A 21,980-nucleotide genomic window follows, 5' to 3' on the forward strand; every position below is an offset into this window, starting at 1 on the left:
TTTTTTAATATCTTGTCACAGCTAAGACAATAATTACAGATACCTAAAATCACCATATCATGATCATTGTAATACAATGCAGCGACCGGGTTGGCTTAGTGGGCGCAATTGCTTCAGCGCTGGCAAAACAACAACTCAACATCATTACCATGCGCGAGTATGTAGACAAGGTAGAGAATATGTTTTTTATGCGGCTGGAGGTTGAAGAAATTGAAGACGTACCCGGCCTTGAAACCAGCATAAGGGCAATGCTGCCGAAGGGTGCCCTGATCATTATCAACCCTGTCCCGCAAAAAAAAATAGTGGTAATGGTTACCAAAGAGTACCATTGCCTGGCTGATATACTGGTACGCAATTACTTTAAAACTTTAGGCGCTACGGTACAATGCGTAATAGGCAACCATGCCGTACTGCATGATATTTGCAAACGCTTTGATATGCCGTTTTTCCTGGTACCACATGAGGGCAAAACCAAGGAAGAATTTGAGCGCGAAATATCAGATATAGTTTTGCCTTTTGAGCCTGATTACATTGTGCTGGCCAAGTTTATGCGCATTTTATCGCCCAGCCTGGTGGCCAAATTTCCTATGCGGGTTATCAATATTCACCACTCGTTTTTACCGGCGTTTATTGGCGCCAACCCTTATCGCCAGGCATTTGAGCGTGGCGTAAAGTTGATCGGTGCTACTGCGCATTTTGTATCGAACGAACTGGATGAAGGCCCTATCATCGCGCAGCAGATCATCCCCGCAAACCACTCATTTACCGTAACCGATATGGTAAAGGCCGGCAAGGAAATTGAAACCTCCGTTCTGGCCTACGCCCTTAAAATGGTATTTGAGGACAGGGTGTTTGTGCATAAAAACAAAACGGTGGTGTTTGATTAATATCTGCATAATTTATTCATGGGAACAAGCGACACTGTTGAGTTTATACCTGAAGGAGATAAACCATCCCCCAATAAAAAACTGAGCGGCTTTTTATTAATAAATGCCTTTACCATTATTATTTGGTATCTGTTAATGCACAACAAACATTCGTATGATAATGGGATGAGTTGGTTATTTATATGCCTGATTTTAATCCCGGTTGATAGCAGTATCCTGTTTTTTTCTCAAGACCCGGTTATGGTTACACTGTTTAAAGCCGAAGGCACTCTTCAATATGATTATACAGACTTTTGGGGCAATGAAAAAAGCAGGACCATCGATTTAAAAACGGCCTATTATAAATACGCGTTAAGCAGTAATAATGTTGGTGGCGCCATGCGACTATTGATCTATAACAATTATTTTAAAAACCAGGTAGTAATCAGGGCATCTGATAAGATGGGCTTTAATCGTTTACAATTGGATGAAATAGTAGCAGGTATAAAAGAGATACAGGATAACTTGCAAAGTAATACGTAAAAACGCTTGCCATACAGTTGCATATTAGTTAAATTTGATCAACTAAATGCCGATACGTTAATGCCGATACTGCCCGTCTGTTATGACGGGCTTTTTTTTGGCTATATAATTGCAAACAGTGGTACCGGAAGTGATATCGCTATATGGAAGACTACGAAAAAATATTAAGTGTATTGCTGGCAGTGCAGCAAAAGCATGCAGATTTCTTTGAAAAGCAACAAAAGCAGATAACTGACTATGTAGAATTTCAGAATAAAAAACTACCTGTGTTAAAAATAAAAAAAGGATTGCCCGCTCAAATCATTGAAGACATTTATGATGCATTGTAATATTTATGCGACCATACAGCAAAAGCGGCTTTAATTTATCCACATTTTAAACAAAGTTCATTTAATTGTTGTTAACTTAAACGAAATATCAATTATAACAAATGCAGAATAGATACATGATTTTTTAAATAACAAAGTTTTGGATATCAAAGAACAAAACCATGGCAACAACTACGCAACAACCTAACAACTCATCATCAGCCGGTAACGGTTTTTTTAACAAATATTTTTCAGAATTAAACTTTTCGCAACTCATCAGGCGTAACGCTATAGAGGTGGCATTATATGTTATAGTGTTTGTAATTACCTTACTGGCATTTATTTAGACAGATTTAAAACCTTATTGCACCGGTTGGGTTATCTTAAAAGCGATACCTGATCAACTGCATCTACATCTTTTTTTTAGCCCACTACAAAATTTGATTTTGTACCGCCATTTGATATAAAACAAATTTGTTATGGGTGAAATGATCATTATCAACGTTGCCAAACACATGGCACGCCTGGCGTTAAACATTCGCCGGCAACGCGAGCATTTAAATTACAGCCAGGAATACGTAGCCGGCCGGCTAAACATCTCACAAAGCGGGTACAGTAAAATTGAGCAGGGCGCAAGCAGCATCAATGTAGAAAGGCTTTACCAAATAGCCGAGGTGCTTGAAATTACCCCAAAAGAATTATTAGAGGATGGAAAACAAGAGAACGCGGCATAAATTAAATTAGCCAGAACATTGAATTTATATCGTTTATAATCTCGCCGGTGAGCTTGTATCTATCAATTTCAATATCAATAACCCGTGTTCCGGATATGGCAACACAGTCTAATATCTTTAAATTATTAGCTATGAAAAAACCTTCGTGTTTTTTTTCTACTGCTTTAAGGTATCGGATAGCAAATTCCCAATTCATAAGTAATACGCTGCAAAAAGTTAAACATAGTAGCATTAAAAAGCCCGTGCTATGACGGGCCGTATCGGCACTTGACAATCTTTCATCGGTAATCAGAACAAAAATAACCGCCCATCGTATCCATGGCAAATAAACTTTATTCCTTTCAGTTCTAATTATCATGCGCTGATACGCATATCAACCCTTTTATCTCCAAAAAACCGTGTCTATGTCAAACACAATATCGGCAGGCAGGTCTTTATTAATTACCTTGACACTTACGTCGTCCAGCCCGCTAATTTAAACACAATCCAATATGCTGATTTTATTAGCGATAAAGTAAAATTCATGCTTCTTTTCGATAACTTTTAAGTTCCGGATAGCCAGCTCCCTGCTCTGGTACATAATGAAAGCGATTAAATATTAAAATAGACAAAGAGCGGCTTTTAGAAAATACGAATAGATGCGTCAAATACGTGCTAACAACTATTATTGATTGTAATTGTTTGAATTACGAATAAAAAGACCGTTGCGCATCAACACCCGTCATAACAAAATCAATTTGCATGCCTGCATATCCGCACTTTTGCACATTAATTGTAACTTCGTTAAAAATTAACTGACCATTATGCTAAAAGGATTTTTTAATGTCCCCACACCGCAGAACGAGCCTGTATTAAACTACGGCCCACGCAGTTTGGAACGCGCCGCGCTTAAAGCAGCTTTGGACGAAGCCCGCGCCTACAAGATAGATATACCCATGTACATTGGTGACAAGCAGGTACATACGGGCAAAAGGATGGAGATCCGCCCGCCGCATGATCATAAACATTTATTAGCCAATTTCTACGAAGGCGACAAAAGCACAGTAGAACAGGCTATTGACGCTGCATTAGCTGCCAAACCGGCCTGGGAGAACCTGCCATGGGAACAGCGTGCCGCCATATTTTTAAAAGCTGCCGACTTGCTGTCGGGCCCGTACCGCGCTAAGATCAACGCGGCTACCATGCTTGGCCAGTCGAAAAACGCGTACCAGGCCGAGATTGATTCAGCTTGCGAGCTGATTGACTTTTTGCGCTTTAATGTGCATTACATGACCGAGATCTACGCGCAACAGCCGCCTATCTCGCCAAAAGGCATCTGGAACCGTGTAGAACAGCGTCCGCTGGAAGGTTTCGTATTCGCCTTAACGCCGTTCAACTTTACCGCTATCGCGGGCAACCTGCCAACATCAGCCGCTATGATGGGCAACGTGGTTGTATGGAAACCGGCTTACCCGCAAATTTACGCCGCTAACGTATTGATGCAGGTATTCCTTGAAGCAGGCGTGCCCCCGGGTGTGATCAACCTGATCTATGTTGACGGCCCCGTAGCCGGCGATGTGATCTTTAACCACCCTGATTTTGCGGGTATCCACTTTACCGGTTCAACACCTGTTTTCCAGACTATCTGGCAAACAATAGGTACCAATATCCATAAATACAAAACTTACCCGCGTATAGTAGGCGAAACCGGTGGTAAAGACTTTGTACTGGCACATGCCAGCGCCGATGCCGACGTAGTAAGCACCGCCTTAGTACGCGGCGCGTTTGAATACCAGGGACAGAAATGCTCGGCTGCTTCAAGGGCATACATCCCTGCATCATTATGGCCGGCGGTTAAGGCAAATATGCAGCGCGATCTTGCTACCATTAAAATGGGCCCAACCGAAGATTTTGAGAATTTTGTGAACGCGGTTATTACTGAAGTATCGTTTGATAAGCTGGCTAAATATATTGATGCCGCTAAAGCGGATAAAGATGTAGAACTAATCGCCGGAGGCAACTACGATAAAAGCCAGGGTTGGTTTATTGAGCCTACAGTAATTAAAGTAACCGACCCATACTATGTAACCATGTGTACCGAGCTGTTTGGCCCTGTGCTAACAGTTTATGTTTATGAGGACGATCAATTTGACGAGATACTGAAGATAGTAGATAACACCTCTATCTACGCCCTGACCGGAAGCATCATAGCACAGGACCGCTACGCTATTGCCAAAGTGACACAAGAACTGCGTAACGCTGCAGGTAACTTCTACATAAACGATAAACCGACAGGCGCGGTAGTAGGCCAGCAGCCATTTGGCGGCGCCCGAGGATCAGGTACTAATGATAAAGCCGGCTCGATGATCAACCTGCTGCGCTGGGTATCTCCAAGAACTATCAAGGAAACCTTTGATCCGCCGAAGGATTACAGGTACCCGTTTTTGCAGAAAGACTAAGCCCCCTCCGCCCCCTAAAGGGGGAACTCGAATATTCAAAATTCATTATTCGATATTAATAAAAAAGACCAAAGCGATAAACTGCTTTGGTCTTTTTTATTATTTGTAACTTTTGAAATAATAAAGCGTTTCAAAAGCTCCCCCTTTAGGGGGCGGGGGGGGCAAACCTATACACCTCTTCCATATTGTTATTGTCAGTAGCGCTTACTTTCAGATCGGTGATCACACCTGTTTTAAGGCTGTAAACCCAACCATGTACAGATAGTTCCTGGCCTGCTGCCCATGCATTTTGTACAATAGTGGTTTTACGCAGGTTGTAAACGTTTTCTATTACGTTCAGCTCAACCAGGCGGTCGGCACGTTGTTGATGGTCTTCAATCGCGTCCAGCTCGTCTGCATGTAAACGGTAAACGTCTTTAATGTGGCGCAACCAGTTGTCTATTAAGCCAACGCCCTTGTTACCCATAGCGGCAATTACACCACCGCAACCATAATGGCCGGTAACAATTACGTGTTTCACTTTCAATACATTCACGGCATAGTCAAGCACGCTAAGCATGTTCATGTCGGTATGGATAACCATGTTGGCTATGTTGCGGTGTACAAACACCTCGCCCGGCTGGGTACCGGTTATTTGGTTGGCAGGTACGCGGCTATCGGCGCAGCCTATCCAAAGCACGGGCGGATTTTGCCCGTTAGCCAGTTTGTCAAAATATTCAGGGTCAAGCGCCAGGCTTTCTTCTATAAATCTTTTATTACCCGCTAAAAGTCCTTCGTAGGTAATGTGATTGGTATCGTGCAATGATCTTGTAGGCATAATTATTTTGTTTTTTGTGTTGTTAGTTGATTTGATTTATTAAAGCTGAAAATGCGCATTAATTTGTGCAGCGCCAGTTCAGACAGGTCATAGTAAAGTATGGTTAGCAATATCACCGGTACAGCGTAAAATATCGCAAACTCATACAAATTAAAGAAGTATCCGCCAATTAATCCGCCTAAAATATAAAAACCCAATACGGTTAGGCGAATGTATATTTTGTTGCGCACAACTTCGGTCTTGGTAGTTTTGGGGTGCATCCATTCGGCCACCTCGCCGCCAAGGTCGGTAAACAAACCGGTAAGGTGCGATGATTTGATCAATCCCCCAGAAATGGTTGACACCAGGCTGTTTTGTAAGCCCATTGAAAAAAGCAGCACCGCTATCACTATCTCCTTTTCCTGCTGGGTTTCGCGGTAAAAGTGATTGCCGTAAATAGCTACAAACAGCAGCACTATGATCTCAATAACCACGGGGATAGAATGAGCGCGATAATAGCTTTTCCCTTCGTACGATTTGACGATGAAATTAGCCAGGAAGGCCCCGGCAAAGAACATGAATAGCCAGATAATGAAGATAACCATCTCGCCAAAATTTTGCTCGACAATGTGTTTGGATAAATTGGCAACGTGGCCCGTAACGTTCGAGGTAAATACCAGGAACGCCAGCACACTGGTCACGTTTATAATACCTGATACAGCAGCTGTTGACGAAGCCAGCATCAGGTTTTCTTTGAACGTACGGTCAGTTTTTGATCGTTTTAACATATACTTTGTTGTGATATACTAATTAAGAATTAACGGTACCCCGCAGTAAAAGCGAGAACCGTCATGGTTCATAATGCCGACAGGCAATTATAAATTTTATTAAATTTAATGAATATCGATAACATCCCGGTACAAAACGTCCGGGTTATTTAATTATACGTTGGGAGGCGGTGTGGGGACAACCGGATGGAATAGTTGCACCAGTAAAGCGTGCTCGCGGTTGTGCAGGTAGTTTGTTTCGGTTAAAAACGGGTCGAAATGAAACATGGCCAGGAAATGTTCATCAAAAGCTTTCTTTTCTTTAAAAGATTCTTTGCTATTAGTTTCCTTTTCGCCTTTAGTTTCCTGCTCCAGTTGCATAATTACAGCTTTAGCAGTACCGCTGTCTAAAAAAGTAAATAAAGGCACAAGCGATATGCTCATCTTCAGAGTGAAGACGAACATAAATAGCAGTGACATTATTTTCCTGTTCTTAGCGTTCATTACGACAAATATAAAACCTTAACGTTTTTGATTCCGTTTTGTTAACGCCAATTATATCATTTAATTGTTATTTTTATCATCTCACACTATAAATACTACTGTGGACAATAAAATAAAGTTACTAAAACATAAACGCAGGCAGGCGTTGGCAGGTGGCGGCGAGGCCCGTATTGAAAGTCAGCATAAAAAAGGAAAGCTTACCGCACGCGAGCGGCTGCACTTTTTAATGGACGAGGGTTCTTTCCAGGAAATTGGCATGCTGGTTACCCACCGGTCTACCGATTTTGGGATGGAGAAAGAGAAATACCCGGGCGACGGCGTTGTTACCGGCTACGGCACCGTGAACGGCAGGCTGGTTTATGTTTTCTCGCAGGACTTTACCGTATTTGGCGGCTCGCTGTCAGAAACCCATGCCGAAAAGATCTGCAAGATCATGGATCTGGCCATAAAAAATGGCGCGCCGGTTGTCGGTTTAAATGATTCGGGCGGCGCACGCATCCAGGAGGGCGTAGTATCCTTAGGCGGCTATGCCGATATTTTTTACCGCAATACCATGGCATCCGGTGTGGTGCCGCAGATCTCGGCTATTATGGGCCCTTGTGCGGGAGGCGCGGTGTATTCGCCTGCCATTACAGATTTTATTTTAATGGTCGAGCATACTTCTTATATGTTTGTAACCGGGCCTAACGTGGTAAAAACGGTTACCCACGAAGTTGTAACATCAGAAGAGCTAGGCGGCGCTAATACGCATGCCAGTAAATCGGGGGTTACACATTTTGCCTGCGCTAACGAGATCGAAGCCATTCAGCATGTTAAAAAACTGCTGAGCTATATGCCGCAAAACTGCGAGGATAAAGCCCCGGCATTACCATACGAGCCAACAAATGAGTTACGGCCCGACTTAAACAACATATTACCCGAAGCCGCTTTGCAACCCTATGATGTGCGCGAGGTGATCACCCATTTAATTGATACCGATTCGTTTTTAGAGGTACATAAAGATTTTGCCGAAAATATTGTGGTGGGTTTCGCGCGATTGGCAGGCCGCAGTATTGGTATTATTGCTAACCAGCCCGGCTTTTTGGCAGGCGTGTTAGACAGGCACGCCTCAACCAAAGGCGCGCGATTTGTGCGCTTTTGCGATAGCTTTAATATCCCGCTGCTGGTTATTGAAGATGTACCGGGCTTTTTGCCGGGTACCGACCAGGAATGGAACGCTATCATAACTAACGGAGCCAAACTTTTATATGCTTTCTGCGAGGCTACCGTTCCGCGGATCACTGTTATTACCCGTAAAGCTTACGGCGGCGCTTATGATGTGATGAACTCCAAGCACATTGGTGCCGATATGAACTTTGCCTGGCCATCTGCCGAGATTGCGGTTATGGGCGCCAAAGGCGCTGCCGAAATTATCTTTAAGCGCGAGATCAACTCCGCAGAAGATAAAGAAGCCAAATGGAAGGAAAAAGAGCAGCTATACAGCGACACCTTCGCCAACCCTTACCGCGCCGCCGAGCGTGGCTTTATTGACGAAGTGATAGAACCATCAGAAACCCGGCTAAAACTGATCCACGCCTTTAAAATGTTGGAGAACAAAGTGGTTAATAATCCGAGGAAGAAGCATGGGAATATTCCTTTGTGATGTCGGATTTCGGATTTTCGATTTCGGATTTTAAAAGCCAAGCCTCGTGCGATTCCCTCCCCACGGGAGGGTGAAGGGAGGGGTTTGACAAAGCGGTAAGCAAATGGCTAAAAAGATAATTCCATATAATCCTCATTTAAAGAAGTTTGCTCGTAAGCTGAGAAAAGACATGACTTTTGGCGAAGTCCTATTATGGAATGAACTTAAAGAAGACAAATTGTGGGGTTTTGATTTCGACAGGCAAAGATGTATTGACAATTACATAGTCGATTTTTATTGTAAGGAATTATACTTAGCAATTGAAATAGATGGCATGTATCACTATTCCGAAGAAGCCTCATTAAAAGACGATAAAAGACAAGAAAAATTAGAAAGCTTAGGTATAAAGTTTATCAGATTTAGTGAGCATGAAGTTAAATATGACATGCAAAATGTTTTAAGAACCATTGAAAGTAAAGTAATTGACTTAATTAAAAATGATCCTTCTGTAAAACTGCCAGTAGGCTTTGATGTTTCGATATTGAATAGTTAGCTAAACCCCTCCCTGCCCCTCCCGTGGGGAGGGAATCGCGCTTGACCCTGCTCTTAGAGTTAATAAAAAAAACCTTTTCACATTAAATCTTTGGCCTATTACCTCAAACTAACTATTTACTCCTCCACCACAATTTGCGATTGCTGTATACCTAATTCTTTCAGGTATCCAATCATGGCCTCGACGAATGGGTCCGGGCCGCAGATATAGTAGTTGGCCTGGCCATTTAGGTATTGTTTGATCAGGTCACGGTCAATAGTCTGCGCGTGGGTTTCCGGTAACTCGGGGCTGCTTATAACATTGATAAAATTTGAACCAAGCATCTCGTTTAGCTCATCCTTTAATATAATATCCTTTTCTGTATGATTGGCAAAAAGCAAGGTATTACCTTCCAGTTTATTATCGGCTTTTAACTGCCTCAAAATAGATATAAAAGGAGTAATACCCGCCCCGCCCGCAATAAACAGGCCCGGTTGTTTATAATTTATCACACCAAAAACATCGTGTAAGATCAACTCGTCGCCGGCTACAATTGTCCCTAACTTTTCTGTAACACCATGATGGTCCGGATATATCTTAATGGTAAATTCTAAGTTTTCGCCGCTGTTAAGGCCGGTAAAGGTAAATGGCCTTAATTCGTTTTCAAGACCGGGTTTGTTTATGGATACATCAGTAGCCTGGCCTGATATAAAAGTATACCCTGCCGGTCGCTCCACAACAAAGTGCCTTACATTGTGGGTAATAAATTCTGTTTTTAAAACTTTAACCTTATGCATATTCTTTAATTTTCCGGATAATGGGTTATAGTTTACTACATAATTCATCAACAAAGGTTCTATCTTTATTTAAAAATGATATACATCGAACAGATCCGCCCTGAACTTACGTGGAAGCTGCGGCAAAAAGTACTTTACCCTGCCGAACATCTGAGCCGTATGAAAATGGACGAGGATGACAACGGTTACCATTTCGCTGCTTTCCATAATAATTATATCGTAGCTATTGTGTCGCTCTTTATAAAAGGTGCCGACTTTCAATTTCGCAAGTTCGCGGTTGATGAAACCATGCAGGGCCGGGGCGTGGGCGGGCAATTGTTAAGCTATATTACAGATTTTGCCATCGCCGAAGGCGCAACACGCCTTTGGTGCAACGCGCGGATCAGCGCTATCGGTTTTTATTTAAAACACGGTTTTGTGCAAACCGGCACCTTGTTTTCAAAAAATGGCTTTGATTACGAGATCATAGAGAAAAAACTTTTTGAGATGAAAGGCTAAAGGCAGAAAGGTAAAAGCTAATACAACTTAAAAAACCTTTCACCTTTAGCCTTTTACCTTAATTACGACAACCTTTTACCTCACTTTATCCTTTAACCTTTTACCTCAATTACTATATTTGCAAAAGGCCGTTTAAATAAGGCTTGAAAACAACGCTATGTCTAAAAAAAAATCTGATAAAAAAGAGCATGTTGCTGTAGTGACCGATAAATCGCTGTCTTTTCTTGAAAAATATATCAATAACGCCTCGCCTACCGGCTTTGAATGGAAGGGCCAGGAGTTATGGCTTGATTATATAAAACCTTATGTTGACGATCATTATATTGACAATTATGGTACTGCCGTAGCGGTGATCAACCCTAAAGCCGATTATAAAGTAGTTATCGAGGCACACGCCGACGAGATCTCCTGGTTTGTAAACTACATCACCAGCGACGGTTTGATCTATGTGATCCGCAACGGTGGCTCAGATCACCAGATAGCGCCATCAAAACGTGTTAATATCCATACTGATAAAGGAATAGTTAAAGCGGTATTTGGCTGGCCTGCTATCCATACCCGTATGGGCGGCGAGAAAGAAGAAGCACCGTCACTTAAAAATATCTTTTTAGACTGCGGCGCAACCTCAAAAGACGAAGTAGAGAAACTGGGCGTACATGTAGGCTGCGTGATCACTTATGAAGATGAGTTTACCACCCTGAACGACCGCTACTATGTCGGCCGCGCGTTAGACAACCGTGTTGGTGGCTTTATGATTGCCGAAGTTGCCCGTCTGCTTAAAGAAAATAAAAAGAAATTGCCTTTTGGCTTATATATTGTAAACGCGGTGCAGGAAGAAATTGGCCTGCGCGGTGCCGAAATGATAGCCCACCGTATTAAACCAAATGTGGCTATTATTACTGACGTTACGCACGATACTCAGACCCCAATGATCAGCAAGATCACCCAGGGCGACTTGGCTTGCGGCCGCGGGCCGGTAGTGTCATACGCTCCTGCTGTACAAAACAACCTGAACAAATTGTTGATGGATACTGCCGAAAAAGAAAGCATTCCTTTTCAGCGCCAGGCATCGTCACGGTCAACCGGTACAGATACCGATGCCTTTGCTTATTCAAACGATGGCGTACCATCGGCATTGATCTCATTATGCCTGCGTTATATGCATACCACTGTTGAGATGGTGCATAAAGAAGACGTAGACAATGTTATCCGCCTGATTTATGAAGCTTTGTTGAATATTAAATCAGGACAGGATTTCAGGTATATTAAATAAACCTTTTTACCTTTATAACGTTAAACGGGTACAAATACTTAAACATAAAACACTCACTCAAAAACAAACATGAAACCTACCCTACTAATTTTAGCAGCCGGCATGGCGAGCCGTTATGGCAGCATGAAACAGATTGATGGCTTTGGCCCCAATGGCGAAACTATTATCGATTACTCTATCCATGATGCTATAAAAGCAGGATTTGGCAAAATTAGCTTCATTATCCGCGAAGAGTTTTTAGATTCTTTTAAAGGGATATTTGAACCTAAATTAAAAGGAAGGGTTGAAACCGATTACGTTTTTCAAAGCTATGACCTTAAGCCTTTTGGTATAGATAAAGTTATTGAAAGATCAAAACCATGGGGTACGGCCCACGCGGTATTAGCTGCACGCAACCAGGTACATGAGCCTTTTTGCGTTATCAACGCTGATGACTATTATGGTTATGATGCTTTCGAAAAAATGGTTCAGTTTTTAACTACCGAGGCATCTGACAGCCAATACTCACTAGTAGGTTACCAGATAGATAAAACTTTGTCTGATTACGGTTCTGTATCGCGCGGTGTTTGCGAGGTTGACGACAAAGGCAACATGACCGAAGTGAACGAGCGTACTGAAGTCTACTTTAAAGAAGATGGCAGCGTAGCATATAAAGACGCAACAGGCGAGCATCCGCTACCTAACGACAAACGTGTATCGATGAACTTCTGGGGCTTTACACCTGCTGTATTTAAACAAAGCGAAGAAATGTTTAAACGTTTTGTTGAAGCAAACGAAGGCAACCCTAAAGCAGAATTTTTCATCCCACTTGTGGCTGACGAGTTAATAAAAAGCGGTACCGCTGCATTTAAAGTGATCCCTACCGCTTCAAAATGGTTCGGTGTAACTTATAAAGAAGACAAACCTATTGTACAGGAAAGCATCTCTGCACTGGTAGCTAACGGAACTTATCCGGCTAACCTTTGGGGATAATTTTTTAGATTTCCATTATAAAACAACAAAAGCCGCCTAATTGGGCGGCTTTTGTTGTTTTATAACTACGCCTGTTCAAGTGTCTTCACTTGAACATTGAAACCTGCAAGCGTCTACGCTTGCGTCAAGATTAATCGTGGACGCCTGAACAGGCCATATTATTTACCACCTTTCCCAAACCAAAAAATCATTACGCTTGTTCTACAAGCATGCAGATAGAAATATTAGGTAATGCCGAATCCGTAGCCGAACAAAACGGCGCTTTAGTGATAAAAACCCAACAAGCAGAGGCGCGTGTAATGGTTTACAGCCCTACCATCATCCGGGTTTGTATCAGCAAACACTTTAGCGCGGTTGATGAATCATTTGCCGTGATTGAAAAACCGCAGGATGAGTTTACCTGGCAAAAACTGCATGACACTATCGAGTTAACCACGCCCGCGCTTAAACTGGTTATTAACAAATATCCGTTGCGCTTTAATTTTTATACTACCGATGGCAAACCTTTAAGCGAAGACGACCCGCGTTTTGGCACCAACTGGCAGGCAGAACGGGTGATCAATTACCGGAAACTGTACCCTGATGAAAAATTTATAGGCCTTGGCGAAAAGGCAGGCGACCTGGATCGCCGCGGCTGCAACTATGTAAACTGGAACACTGATGCCGCCATGCACACGCCTACTACCGACCCGCTTTATAAAACCTTCCCGTTTTTTATTGGCCTGCATAGTGGTTTAACCTACGGTTTGTTTTTTGATAATACCCATAAAAGCTATTTTGATTTTGGCGCCACTACCGATGAGCAAATGAGTTGGTTCGGCGCCGATGGCGGCGATATGAATTATTTTTTTTTCGGTGCGCAGGGTATCCGCAACATCCTGCAGGATTATACCTGGCTTACCGGCCGCATGGAAATGCCGCCACTATGGAGCCTGGGTTACCAGCAATGCCGCTGGAGCTATATGAGCGCAGAAGAGGTGTTGGAGGTAGCTACAAAATTCAGGGAGCGAAATATCCCTGCCGATGTTATGTATTGCGATATCGATTACATGGACGGCTACAAGATCTTTACCTGGAACAAAAAAACATTTCCTGATCCCGAAGGGATGATCGATCAATTGAAAGCCATGAATTTTAGGCTGGTTACCATTGTGGACCCCGGCATTAAAATAGATGATAACTACGCCGAATATAAAGAGGGCGTAGAAAAACATTATTTTGCCACCTACCCCAACGGCGAATTATACACGGGCAGCGTTTGGCCCGGCCGCTGCCACTTCCCTGATTTTTTAAATGAGGAAGTGCGCGAATGGTGGGGCGCGTCTTTTAAAGCTTTGTCCGCACCGGGTGTTGAAGGTTTTTGGAACGATATGAACGAGCCTGCCGCCTGGGGGCAAAATATACCATGGATGGTAAAATTTGGCGAACGTTTTATGCCCGAGATCCGCAACGTTTACGGTATGCAAATGGCTCGGGCCACTTATAATGGCACTAAACGCATTTTAAATAACAAGCGTCCGTTTATACTTACCCGAGCCGCTTATGCCGGCACACAGCGTTATTCGGCCGTGTGGACGGGTGATAATGCCGCCACAGATGAGCACATGCTGTTCGGCCAGCGGTTGGTGAACAGTTTGGGGCTGACAGGGATGTCATTGATCGGTGTAGATATCGGTGGTTTTATGGGCAACCCTACGCCTGAATTGATGGTGCGCTGGAACTCGTTAGGAGTTTACACACCGATGTTCCGCAACCACGCGGCTCTGGGCATGAGCATGCGCGAGCCATGGCAATGGGGCGAAGCTTATGAGCAGATCATTAAAAAAGATATTGAGCAACGCTATAAATTGCTGCCCTATATCTATTCGGGTTTTTATCAGTCTACCCAAACCGGGTTACCGTTAAGCCGTACACTGGCTATTGACTACACTACTGACGAAAATGTATTCGACATCAAATACCAGAACCAATTTTTATTTGGCGATAGCATATTGGTTGCCCCCGTTATAAGCACCGCAGAAACTGCAGAAGTTTATTTGCCAGCCGGTGATTGGTACCGCTTAAACTCGGATGAAAAGTTTGCCGGTAACCAGGTGGTGAATACCCCAGCGCCATTAACCGACCTGCCGGTATTTATTAAAGCAGGGGCCATTATCCCCATGCAAAACATTATACAAAGCACCAATGAACCGGGTGACGGGGTCTTATTAATAAACGTATGGAACAGCGACAAACCCAGCAGCTTTGTTTATTATGAAGATGACGGGGTAACGTATAACTATCAAAAACGGGCCTACCATAAAAGAACCATAACCTTTGATCCGCAGAAAAAAGAAATTGTTTTTGGCGAGGCTGAAGGCAATTATCAGTCTAAGTATTCAAAAATTCAGGTTGTGGGGCACGGGTTTGGTGATTCGACATTGGACAAAATAACAAACAATAGCAATAGCTCTTTTAGCATAGCCTGGTAATGTTATGAGCGCGCGAAATGCACCCTGAAGCCCTTGTTGCAATAAAACAAAAAAGCCCTGCTTCGATAATCAAAGCAGGGCTTTCTACTAATATATATTTGAGAAATTATTTTACTTCTTCAAAGTCAACATCAGTCACCGTGTCAGAGTGGTCTTGCTGACCTGCACCTGGTTGGCCTTGTCCGCCAAACGGATTCTCAGCACCTGGTTGTTGTTGTCCGGCTTCGGCAGATGCTTTGTACATCTCTTCAGAAGCTGCGGTCCAGGCAGTGTTCAATTCGTTTTGCGCAACTTCTATATCAGCAAGGTTTTTAGAAGCATAAGCTGCTTTCAGTTTAGTTAAACCTTCTTCAATAGGTGCTTTTTTATCAGCTGATATTTTGTCACCATACTCTTTCAACTGTTTTTCTGTCGAGAAGATCAGGGCATCGGCGCTGTTTAGTTTTTCAACTTCTTCTTTTGCCGCTTTGTCAGCATCAGCATTAGCTTCAGCTTCGTCCTTCATCTTTTTGATCTCGGCATCAGTTAAACCTGATGATGCTTCAATACGGATCTTTTGCTCTTTACCGGTAGCTTTATCTTTTGCAGACACGTTCAATATACCGTTAGCGTCGATATCAAAAGTTACCTCAACCTGTGGTACGCCACGTGGTGCAGGTGGTATTCCGTCTAAGTGGAAACGGCCGATGGTGCGGTTAGCTGATGCCATTGGGCGCTCGCCTTGCAAAATGTGGATCTCAACAGACGGCTGGTTATCAGACGCGGTAGAGAATGTTTCTGATTTTTTAGTAGGAATGGTTGTGTTTGATTCGATCAATCTGGTCATTACACCACCCATAGTTTCAATACCTAATGAAAGCGGGGTAACATCTAACAACAACACATCTTTAACTTCGCCGGTTAATACACCGCCTTGGATAGCTGCACCGATAGCAACAACCTCATCAGGGTTAACACCTTTTGATGGTGCTTTACCAAAGAATTTTTGTACCGCTTCTTGTATAGCAGGGATACGGGTTGAACCACCTACCAAAATAACTTCGTCAATATCTGAAGTGCTGTAACCTGCATTTTTCAAAGCAGTTTTACAAGGCTCGATAGTACGTTTGATCAAACTGTCAGCCAGTTGCTCAAATTTAGCACGGGTTAAAGTTTTCACTAAGTGCTTAGGCATACCGTCGGCAGCAGTGATATATGGTAAGTTAATTTCTGTTTGTGCTGAGCTTGATAACTCGATCTTCGCTTTCTCTGCAGATTCTTTTAAACGTTGCAAAGCCATTGGGTCTTTACGCAAGTCAATACCTTCGTCGCTTTTAAATTCGTCTGCCATCCAGTCAATGATAACTTGGTCAAAGTCATCACCACCTAAGTGAGTATCACCGTCGGTTGATTTTACTTCGAACACGCCATCACCCAACTCAAGGATAGATACGTCATGCGTACCACCACCGCAGTCAAACACGGCAATTTTCATATCCTTGTGTGCTTTATCAAGGCCGTAAGCCAGCGCAGCAGCAGTAGGTTCGTTAATGATACGGCGTACTTTTAAACCTGCAATTTCACCGGCTTCTTTAGTAGCCTGGCGTTGTGCATCGTTAAAATAAGCCGGTACGGTAATAACCGCTTCTGTAACTTCAGTACCCAAAAAGTCTTCGGCAGTTTTCTTCATTTTTTGAAGGATCATTGCAGAGATCTCTTGCGGGGTGTATTTACGATCGCCGATTTCAACACGCGGGGTATTGTTGTCGCCTTTTACCACTTTGTAAGGCACACGATCTGCTTCTTTAGTAACCTCGTTAAACTGGTTACCCATAAAGCGTTTAATAGATGAAATAGTTTTTGTAGGATTGGTAATAGCCTGACGTTTTGCAGGATCTCCTACTTTACGCTCGCCGTTGTCGATAAAAGCTACTACTGACGGCGTAGTACGTTTTCCCTCGCTGTTTGCTATAACTACAGGCTCGTTGCCTTCCATTACAGCTACGCAGGAGTTGGTTGTTCCTAAGTCGATTCCGATTATTTTAGACATATGATTATATTGTTTCTTATTGATTGTTTTATTTACAACATATTATCAATGCCTGTGCCAATTTATATTTGGCAGTTTTTTTAGGCAGAATACCAAAACCTAAAAGCCGAAACGCAATTTCAGTCAGAAAGCTGTCTTATTGTGGTGACAGGTTGGCAGAAAACGCGAGGTAGAGACGCAATATTTTGCGCCTCACTCAACATTTATCATATTTACATTAGTGGAAGAAAAATTCAAAAGTAAATATCGCATACCATCATCTCGGTTATCTAATTGGGATTATGGTTCGCAAGGCCTGTATTATATTACTATTTGTACCAAGGACCGTATAAAATACTTTGGAGATATTTGTAAAAATGGTTTGGAGACGCAAAATATTGCTTCTATACGATTATCTGATATTGGTGAAAAAGCGAATAAAAACTGGCTAGAAATCCCCAATCATTTTGCATTTATTGAATTGGATGAATTTGTAATTATGCCAAATCATATCCATGGTATCCTGTTCATTAACAAACCTGAAAAAGAATTATGGGAAATAAATAAGTTTGGAATACAAAGTCAGAATTTGGCGTCTGTTATTCGTGGATTTAAAGCATCAGTAAAAACTTTTGCCACAAAAAACAATTTGGAATTTAGTTGGCAGCCTCGTTATCACGACCGTGTTATCAGAAATGAGCAAGAATATTTAAATATTCGCGAATACATATTTAACAATCCCGGGCAATGGCTGCTAAAAGGAGACATTGATGATCATTTATATGACCTGTAAGGATATAATATTTGCGTTTTAATAATATTTGCATGGAGACGCAAAATATTGCGTCTCTACATTTTGTATATTAACAAAAAACGCCCCACTCAAACCGAGCAGGGCGTTTTTAATATTGTAGCGACGCAATACTTTGCGTCGTAGAGATTACTCTCCTTTTTCTGCGTTTTCTTCGTCGGCAGCTGGCGCCTCAGGAGCTTCTTCAGCAGCAGGTACTTCGGTTGTAGCTTCAGCAACCGGTGCTTCTGCGATTGCAACTTCTTCAACCGGTGCTTCTGCAACAGCAACTTCGTCTGCTGGAGTTACCGCAGCGGTGGCAGCAGGTGCCGCAACTTCAGTTTTGCCTTTACCAGAACCACCACGACGACGTGTTGATTTCTTAGCAGTTTGTGCAGTATCAGCGCCGTAAGTAGTGTTATAATCAACTAACTCGATGATAGCCATTTCAGCGTTATCGCCTAAACGGTTCTCTAACTTAACGATACGGGTATAACCACCCGGACGGCTTGCAATTTTCTCAGCAATTTCGCGGAACAGGATAGTTACCGCTTCTTTGTCTTGCAGGTAGCTAAATACAGTACGACGTGAGTGTGTAGTGTCATCTTTACCTTTAGTAAGGATAGGCTCTACGTAAACGCGTAGTGCTTTTGCTTTTGCTAAAGTTGTAGTGATACGCTTGTGTAAGATAAGCGATGTTGCCATGTTACCCATCATCGCTTTGCGGTGACTTGTGGTACGGCCTAAGTGGTTGTGTTTTTTACCGTGTCTCATTGTTTTGTTTGTTGTGGCACGTGCATACCGTTGGGCGGCTTTTCAGTCAAGCCCGCGGAATTACGCGTTATTAGTGATTAGTTAATTAGAGGTTAGAGATTAGTCACTATCCTTTCTCAAACCTATTTCTTTATAAAATGAAAAGAGGTTAGCGATTAGTCCTAATAACTAATCTCTAACCTCTAATCACTATTATTCTTCGTCTAATTTAAATTTTGACAAGTTCATGCCAAAAGATAAACCTTTTGATTTAACCAGGTCCTGAATTTCAGTCAATGATTTTTTACCAAAGTTTCTGAATTTCAGCATGTCTGCTACGTCATATGATACCAGGTCAGCCAAGCTGCGGATATCAGCTGCTTTTAAGCAGTTTAATGCACGTACTGAAAGGTCAAGATCAACCAATTCGGTTTTAAGGATCTTACGCATGTGTAAAATTTCCTCGTCAACTTCTTTAGTTTCTTCTTTAGCCTGTGCTTCTAACATCATGTTTTCGTCGCTGAACAACATAAAGTGCTGGATCAGGATCTTAGCAGCTTCTTTCAGCGCGTCTTCAGGATGGATAGAACCATCGGTAGCAATATCCAATACCAATTTCTCGTAATCGGTTTTTTGCTCTACACGATAGTTTTCAATAGTGTATTTTACGTTTTTGATAGGTGTGTAAATAGAGTCGATAGCTATTACACCAACATTCGCGTCCGGATTTTTATTTTCTTCGCTTGCAACGTAACCACGGCCTTTGTTGATCGTGAATTCGATTTCAAGCGTTACTGATGAATCCATGTTGCAGATAACCAAATCAGGATTTAAAACTGTAAAGTTATTTGAGAACTTGGTTATATCACCAGCATTAAAAGTATCCTGACCATTAATGATCACGAAAACTTTTTCACTGTCGCCAGACTCACCTGTCTTTTTAAACCTAACTTGTTTTAAGTTTAATATGATCTCGGTTACGTCTTCAACAACCCCTTTTATAGTTGAAAACTCATGCGTTACACCTGAAAAACGTACAGAAGTAATTGCATAACCTTCAAGCGATGAAAGTAATATACGACGTAGTGCATTACCAATGGTTACACCAAAGCCTGGTTCTAACGGACGAAATTCAAACGTACCCTCAAAATCAGTAGACTTTTGCATGATAACCTTGTCTGGTTTCTGAAATGCTAATATTGCCATTTATATCCTTTGTTTATTGTTTACTTAATTGGATTGATTTAAACCACAAAATGATTGACATAATATGCCAACCATTTTGTGTCTTAGTATCGTTATTATTTTGAGTATAACTCGACGATCAGATTTTCCTTTATGTTTTCAGGAATCTCGTCACGGTTTGGATAGTTAAGGAATTTACCTGTTAAGGTATTAGCGTCCCATTCTAACCAGCTATATTTATTTACTTTGCGGCCTGCTACAGAGTTTGCAATAGCCTCTAAAGTTTTTGATTTCTCACGTACTGCAATAACGTCGCCGGCTTTAACCTGGTAAGAAGCAATATTTACTACTTCGCCGTTTACAGTGATATGTTTGTGGCCAACTAATTGACGGGCACCTGAACGTGTAGGGGCGATACCTAAACGGTATACCGCGTTGTCTAAACGTGCCTCTAAAAATTTCAATAAGTTCTCGCCGGTGATGCCTTCTTTAGCAGAAGCACGGTGAAACAAGTTCTCGAACTGACGCTCTAACACACCGTAAGTGTATTTAACTTTTTGTTTCTCCATTAACTGTACCGCGTACTCAGATTGCTTTCCTCTTCTTTTAGAAGCGCCGTGCATACCTGGAGCGTAGTTTTTTCTTTCTAACGCTTTATCCGGACCGAAGATCGGCTCGCGGAACCTACGCGCAATTTTTGATTTTGGGCCTGTATATCTTGCCATTGTTTGTGTGTTTTAAAGTATCATGCAGCCTGTAGCTGCTGAATCTTAGCTTTAAAAATCTGTTAATTAAACTCTTCTTCTTTTTGAAGGACGACATCCGTTGTGCGGAAGCGGTGTGATATCTTTTATGGTAGTTACCTCAATACCGGTAGTTTGCAAAGTACGGATAGCCGACTCACGACCAGAACCCGGGCCTTTTACAAACACCTCAACTTTACGCAAGCCTAAATCATAAGCAGCTTTACCGCAATCGGCAGCAGCCTGACCGGCAGCATAAGGAGTGTTCTTTTTAGAACCTTTAAAACCCATTTTACCTGCAGACGACCATGATACAGCTTGTCCGCTTTTATTGGTAAGGGTGATAATGATATTGTTAAAAGTTGCGTTGATGTGTGCTTCGCCTACAGCGTCAACAACTACAATACGCTTTTTGGTAACTTTTTTGCTCTTAGCCATTTTTTCTTTTAATTATTGATTTAATGGATTACTGAATTATTGAATAGTTCGGACCCACTAATCGATTTAATTTTTTATTCCTAATGATTTTTAATTGAAGGTTTAACTAACCTCTAATCTCCAATCACTAATCACTACTATTTAGTAGCTTTTTTCTTGTTAGCTACTGTCTTACGTTTTCCTTTACGGGTACGAGAGTTGTTTTTAGTACGCTGACCACGTAACGGCAAACCTTTACGGTGACGTGTACCACGGTAGCAACCAATATCCATTAAACGCTTAATGTTCAATTGAACTTCAGAACGTAAAGCGCCTTCAACTTTAACTTCGTCATTGATGATACCACGGATAGAAGCCAGTTGATCATCATTCCAGTCTTGTACTTTAGTGCTAAAGTCAATACCAGCCTTAGTTAAGATCTCTTGTGCTTTTGAGCGACCTATTCCGTAAATGTAGGTAAGACCTATCTCACCTCTTTTGTTTTTTGGTAAATCAATACCTGATATCCTTGCCATATTTGTTTTGTTTTTTAAGTAAGACCGAACGGCGGGCCACCGTTGTACGGATCTTTACAATTTTTCTAATTATCCCTGACGCTGTTTAAACTTAGGATTCTTTTTGTTGATCACATAAAGTTTCCCGTTGCGGCGGATGATCTTGCAATCAACACTGCGTTTTTTAATGGATGCTCTAACTTTCATCTCGTTTATTATTTATATCTGTATGTTATTCTACCCTTTGTTAAATCATAAGGGCTCATTTCCAGTTTCACTCTGTCACCAGGTAATATCTTGATATAATGCATCCGCATTTTACCTGATATGTGCGCTATAATCTCGTGACCATTTTCCAACTCAACCCTGAACATTGCGTTTGATAACGCTTCCCGAATTGTGCCGTCTTGTTCAATCGAAGATTGTTTTGCCATATTTTACTGATTATT

At 42.1% G+C, this 21,980-nt stretch carries 25 protein-coding genes; 13 read left to right on the top strand and 12 right to left on the bottom strand.

The window, feature by feature from the left end; all coding sequences use genetic code 11:
• Nucleotides 1–59: 59 nt before the first annotated feature.
• The 6 genes from purU (at nucleotide 60) to pruA (ending at nucleotide 4,889) form a co-directional block, all read left to right on the top strand.
• On the top strand, nucleotides 60–887 hold the full coding sequence (gene purU / locus FO440_RS01485) for a formyltetrahydrofolate deformylase (RefSeq protein ID WP_144246457.1): 828 nt from the start codon (nucleotides 60–62) through the stop codon (nucleotides 885–887).
• 18 nt (nucleotides 888–905) lie between these two features.
• Entirely contained in the window at nucleotides 906–1,409 is a 504-nt protein-coding gene (locus tag FO440_RS01490) for a hypothetical protein (protein ID WP_144246458.1), read from the top strand.
• A 143-nt stretch (nucleotides 1,410–1,552) separates the two neighbouring features.
• Complete coding sequence (locus tag FO440_RS01495) at nucleotides 1,553–1,738, top strand: hypothetical protein (protein WP_144246459.1); 186 nt, start codon at nucleotides 1,553–1,555, stop codon at nucleotides 1,736–1,738.
• A gap of 161 nt (nucleotides 1,739–1,899) precedes the next feature.
• A complete protein-coding gene (locus FO440_RS24275) occupies nucleotides 1,900–2,064 on the top strand; it encodes a hypothetical protein (protein WP_186292543.1) in 165 nt (54 codons plus the stop codon).
• A gap of 132 nt (nucleotides 2,065–2,196) precedes the next feature.
• Nucleotides 2,197–2,451, top strand: coding sequence for a helix-turn-helix domain-containing protein (locus FO440_RS01500; RefSeq protein WP_222103916.1), 255 nt, complete (start codon nucleotides 2,197–2,199; stop codon nucleotides 2,449–2,451).
• 803 nt (nucleotides 2,452–3,254) lie between these two features.
• Nucleotides 3,255–4,889 (top strand): L-glutamate gamma-semialdehyde dehydrogenase, encoded by a 1,635-nt coding sequence (pruA, locus tag FO440_RS01505; protein ID WP_144246460.1) that lies wholly within the window; start codon nucleotides 3,255–3,257, stop codon nucleotides 4,887–4,889.
• A 145-nt stretch (nucleotides 4,890–5,034) separates the two neighbouring features.
• Here pruA and can read toward each other — a convergent pair whose 3' ends face one another.
• The 3 genes from can to FO440_RS01520 all read right to left on the bottom strand — a co-directional run bounded on the left by can (nucleotide 5,035) and on the right by FO440_RS01520 (nucleotide 6,896).
• Nucleotides 5,035–5,706, bottom strand: a complete 672-nt coding sequence (gene can / locus FO440_RS01510) for a carbonate dehydratase (RefSeq protein ID WP_144246461.1) — start codon at nucleotides 5,704–5,706, stop codon at nucleotides 5,035–5,037.
• A 2-nt stretch (nucleotides 5,707–5,708) separates the two neighbouring features.
• Complete coding sequence (locus FO440_RS01515) at nucleotides 5,709–6,473, bottom strand: YoaK family protein (protein ID WP_144246462.1); 765 nt, start codon at nucleotides 6,471–6,473, stop codon at nucleotides 5,709–5,711.
• Nucleotides 6,474–6,626: 153 nt separating this feature from the next.
• Nucleotides 6,627–6,896: a hypothetical protein gene (locus FO440_RS01520; protein WP_144246463.1), complete on the bottom strand. Its 270-nt coding sequence runs from the start codon at nucleotides 6,894–6,896 to the stop codon at nucleotides 6,627–6,629.
• A gap of 160 nt (nucleotides 6,897–7,056) precedes the next feature.
• Between FO440_RS01520 and FO440_RS01525 the strand changes: the two genes are divergently transcribed.
• Both FO440_RS01525 and FO440_RS01530 read left to right on the top strand, forming a co-directional pair.
• Nucleotides 7,057–8,598 (top strand): acyl-CoA carboxylase subunit beta, encoded by a 1,542-nt coding sequence (locus tag FO440_RS01525; protein ID WP_144246464.1) that lies wholly within the window; start codon nucleotides 7,057–7,059, stop codon nucleotides 8,596–8,598.
• Nucleotides 8,599–8,701: 103 nt separating this feature from the next.
• A complete protein-coding gene (locus FO440_RS01530; RefSeq protein ID WP_144246465.1) occupies nucleotides 8,702–9,130 on the top strand; it encodes an endonuclease domain-containing protein in 429 nt (142 codons plus the stop codon).
• Nucleotides 9,131–9,246: 116 nt separating this feature from the next.
• On the opposite strand, the gene FO440_RS01535 is transcribed toward FO440_RS01530, so the two are convergent.
• Nucleotides 9,247–9,906, bottom strand: a complete 660-nt coding sequence (locus FO440_RS01535) for a ferredoxin reductase domain-containing protein (protein ID WP_144246466.1) — start codon at nucleotides 9,904–9,906, stop codon at nucleotides 9,247–9,249.
• Between the two features lie 75 nt (nucleotides 9,907–9,981).
• Here FO440_RS01535 and FO440_RS01540 point away from each other — a divergent pair, with 75 nt between their 5' ends.
• From FO440_RS01540 to FO440_RS01555, 4 genes are all read left to right on the top strand, one after another.
• Nucleotides 9,982–10,404 (top strand): GNAT family N-acetyltransferase, encoded by a 423-nt coding sequence (locus FO440_RS01540; RefSeq protein ID WP_144246467.1) that lies wholly within the window; start codon nucleotides 9,982–9,984, stop codon nucleotides 10,402–10,404.
• Between the two features lie 157 nt (nucleotides 10,405–10,561).
• Nucleotides 10,562–11,677, top strand: coding sequence for a M42 family metallopeptidase (locus FO440_RS01545; protein ID WP_144246468.1), 1,116 nt, complete (start codon nucleotides 10,562–10,564; stop codon nucleotides 11,675–11,677).
• Nucleotides 11,678–11,746: 69 nt separating this feature from the next.
• The gene (locus FO440_RS01550; RefSeq protein WP_144246469.1) at nucleotides 11,747–12,649 is read left to right on the top strand and encodes a nucleotidyltransferase family protein; all 903 of its coding nucleotides are present in this window, start codon (nucleotides 11,747–11,749) and stop codon (nucleotides 12,647–12,649) included.
• 209 nt (nucleotides 12,650–12,858) lie between these two features.
• On the top strand, nucleotides 12,859–15,120 hold the full coding sequence (locus FO440_RS01555; protein ID WP_144246470.1) for a glycoside hydrolase family 31 protein: 2,262 nt from the start codon (nucleotides 12,859–12,861) through the stop codon (nucleotides 15,118–15,120).
• A 106-nt stretch (nucleotides 15,121–15,226) separates the two neighbouring features.
• On the opposite strand, the gene dnaK is transcribed toward FO440_RS01555, so the two are convergent.
• A complete protein-coding gene (gene dnaK / locus FO440_RS01560; protein WP_144246471.1) occupies nucleotides 15,227–17,149 on the bottom strand; it encodes a molecular chaperone DnaK in 1,923 nt (640 codons plus the stop codon).
• Nucleotides 17,150–17,369: 220 nt separating this feature from the next.
• Between dnaK and FO440_RS01565 the strand changes: the two genes are divergently transcribed.
• Nucleotides 17,370–17,921: a transposase gene (locus FO440_RS01565; RefSeq protein WP_144246472.1), complete on the top strand. Its 552-nt coding sequence runs from the start codon at nucleotides 17,370–17,372 to the stop codon at nucleotides 17,919–17,921.
• A gap of 147 nt (nucleotides 17,922–18,068) precedes the next feature.
• Here FO440_RS01565 and rplQ read toward each other — a convergent pair whose 3' ends face one another.
• From rplQ to infA, 7 genes are all read right to left on the bottom strand, one after another.
• On the bottom strand, nucleotides 18,069–18,692 hold the full coding sequence (rplQ, locus tag FO440_RS01570; RefSeq protein WP_144246473.1) for a 50S ribosomal protein L17: 624 nt from the start codon (nucleotides 18,690–18,692) through the stop codon (nucleotides 18,069–18,071).
• Nucleotides 18,693–18,884: 192 nt separating this feature from the next.
• Nucleotides 18,885–19,877 (bottom strand): DNA-directed RNA polymerase subunit alpha, encoded by a 993-nt coding sequence (locus FO440_RS01575; RefSeq protein ID WP_144246474.1) that lies wholly within the window; start codon nucleotides 19,875–19,877, stop codon nucleotides 18,885–18,887.
• Nucleotides 19,878–19,972: 95 nt separating this feature from the next.
• Nucleotides 19,973–20,581, bottom strand: coding sequence for a 30S ribosomal protein S4 (gene rpsD / locus FO440_RS01580; protein ID WP_144246475.1), 609 nt, complete (start codon nucleotides 20,579–20,581; stop codon nucleotides 19,973–19,975).
• 66 nt (nucleotides 20,582–20,647) lie between these two features.
• Nucleotides 20,648–21,037, bottom strand: a complete 390-nt coding sequence (rpsK, locus tag FO440_RS01585) for a 30S ribosomal protein S11 (protein ID WP_144246476.1) — start codon at nucleotides 21,035–21,037, stop codon at nucleotides 20,648–20,650.
• A 137-nt stretch (nucleotides 21,038–21,174) separates the two neighbouring features.
• Nucleotides 21,175–21,552 carry a 30S ribosomal protein S13 gene (gene rpsM / locus FO440_RS01590; RefSeq protein WP_144246477.1) on the bottom strand — a complete coding sequence of 126 codons (378 nt, stop codon included), beginning with the start codon at nucleotides 21,550–21,552 and terminating at the stop codon, nucleotides 21,175–21,177.
• 69 nt (nucleotides 21,553–21,621) lie between these two features.
• Entirely contained in the window at nucleotides 21,622–21,738 is a 117-nt protein-coding gene (gene rpmJ, locus FO440_RS01595) for a 50S ribosomal protein L36 (protein ID WP_082855993.1), read from the bottom strand.
• Nucleotides 21,739–21,746: 8 nt separating this feature from the next.
• On the bottom strand, nucleotides 21,747–21,965 hold the full coding sequence (infA, locus tag FO440_RS01600; protein ID WP_022833270.1) for a translation initiation factor IF-1: 219 nt from the start codon (nucleotides 21,963–21,965) through the stop codon (nucleotides 21,747–21,749).
• Between the last annotated feature and the right edge of the window lie 15 nt (nucleotides 21,966–21,980).

Origin of the sequence: Mucilaginibacter corticis, assembly GCF_007558865.1 — a bacterium.
Classification (GTDB): domain Bacteria; phylum Bacteroidota; class Bacteroidia; order Sphingobacteriales; family Sphingobacteriaceae; genus Mucilaginibacter; species Mucilaginibacter corticis.

Bases quoted from the DNA above. Each gene is read 5' to 3' on its own strand.
- rpmJ (WP_082855993.1), bottom strand. From the start codon at position 21,738: ATGAAAGTTAGAGCATCCATTAAAAAACGCAGTGTTGATTGCAAGATC.
- FO440_RS01490 (WP_144246458.1), top strand. From the start codon at position 906: ATGGGAACAAGCGACACTGTTGAGTTTATACCTGAAGGAGATAAACCA.
- dnaK (WP_144246471.1), bottom strand. From the start codon at position 17,149: ATGTCTAAAATAATCGGAATCGACTTAGGAACAACCAACTCCTGCGTA.
- rpsM (WP_144246477.1), bottom strand. From the start codon at position 21,552: ATGGCAAGGATATCAGGTATTGATTTACCAAAAAACAAAAGAGGTGAG.
- FO440_RS01530 (WP_144246465.1), top strand. From the start codon at position 8,702: ATGGCTAAAAAGATAATTCCATATAATCCTCATTTAAAGAAGTTTGCT.
- can (WP_144246461.1), bottom strand. From the start codon at position 5,706: ATGCCTACAAGATCATTGCACGATACCAATCACATTACCTACGAAGGA.
- rpsK (WP_144246476.1), bottom strand. From the start codon at position 21,037: ATGGCTAAGAGCAAAAAAGTTACCAAAAAGCGTATTGTAGTTGTTGAC.
- FO440_RS01515 (WP_144246462.1), bottom strand. From the start codon at position 6,473: ATGTTAAAACGATCAAAAACTGACCGTACGTTCAAAGAAAACCTGATG.
- FO440_RS01545 (WP_144246468.1), top strand. From the start codon at position 10,562: ATGTCTAAAAAAAAATCTGATAAAAAAGAGCATGTTGCTGTAGTGACC.
- FO440_RS01550 (WP_144246469.1), top strand. From the start codon at position 11,747: ATGAAACCTACCCTACTAATTTTAGCAGCCGGCATGGCGAGCCGTTAT.
- FO440_RS01555 (WP_144246470.1), top strand. From the start codon at position 12,859: ATGCAGATAGAAATATTAGGTAATGCCGAATCCGTAGCCGAACAAAAC.
- infA (WP_022833270.1), bottom strand. From the start codon at position 21,965: ATGGCAAAACAATCTTCGATTGAACAAGACGGCACAATTCGGGAAGCG.
- rplQ (WP_144246473.1), bottom strand. From the start codon at position 18,692: ATGAGACACGGTAAAAAACACAACCACTTAGGCCGTACCACAAGTCAC.
- FO440_RS01575 (WP_144246474.1), bottom strand. From the start codon at position 19,877: ATGGCAATATTAGCATTTCAGAAACCAGACAAGGTTATCATGCAAAAG.
- FO440_RS01520 (WP_144246463.1), bottom strand. From the start codon at position 6,896: ATGAGCATATCGCTTGTGCCTTTATTTACTTTTTTAGACAGCGGTACT.
- FO440_RS01495 (WP_144246459.1), top strand. From the start codon at position 1,553: ATGGAAGACTACGAAAAAATATTAAGTGTATTGCTGGCAGTGCAGCAA.
- purU (WP_144246457.1), top strand. From the start codon at position 60: ATGATCATTGTAATACAATGCAGCGACCGGGTTGGCTTAGTGGGCGCA.
- FO440_RS01540 (WP_144246467.1), top strand. From the start codon at position 9,982: ATGATATACATCGAACAGATCCGCCCTGAACTTACGTGGAAGCTGCGG.
- FO440_RS24275 (WP_186292543.1), top strand. From the start codon at position 1,900: ATGGCAACAACTACGCAACAACCTAACAACTCATCATCAGCCGGTAAC.
- pruA (WP_144246460.1), top strand. From the start codon at position 3,255: ATGCTAAAAGGATTTTTTAATGTCCCCACACCGCAGAACGAGCCTGTA.
- FO440_RS01500 (WP_222103916.1), top strand. From the start codon at position 2,197: ATGGGTGAAATGATCATTATCAACGTTGCCAAACACATGGCACGCCTG.
- FO440_RS01535 (WP_144246466.1), bottom strand. From the start codon at position 9,906: ATGCATAAGGTTAAAGTTTTAAAAACAGAATTTATTACCCACAATGTA.
- rpsD (WP_144246475.1), bottom strand. From the start codon at position 20,581: ATGGCAAGATATACAGGCCCAAAATCAAAAATTGCGCGTAGGTTCCGC.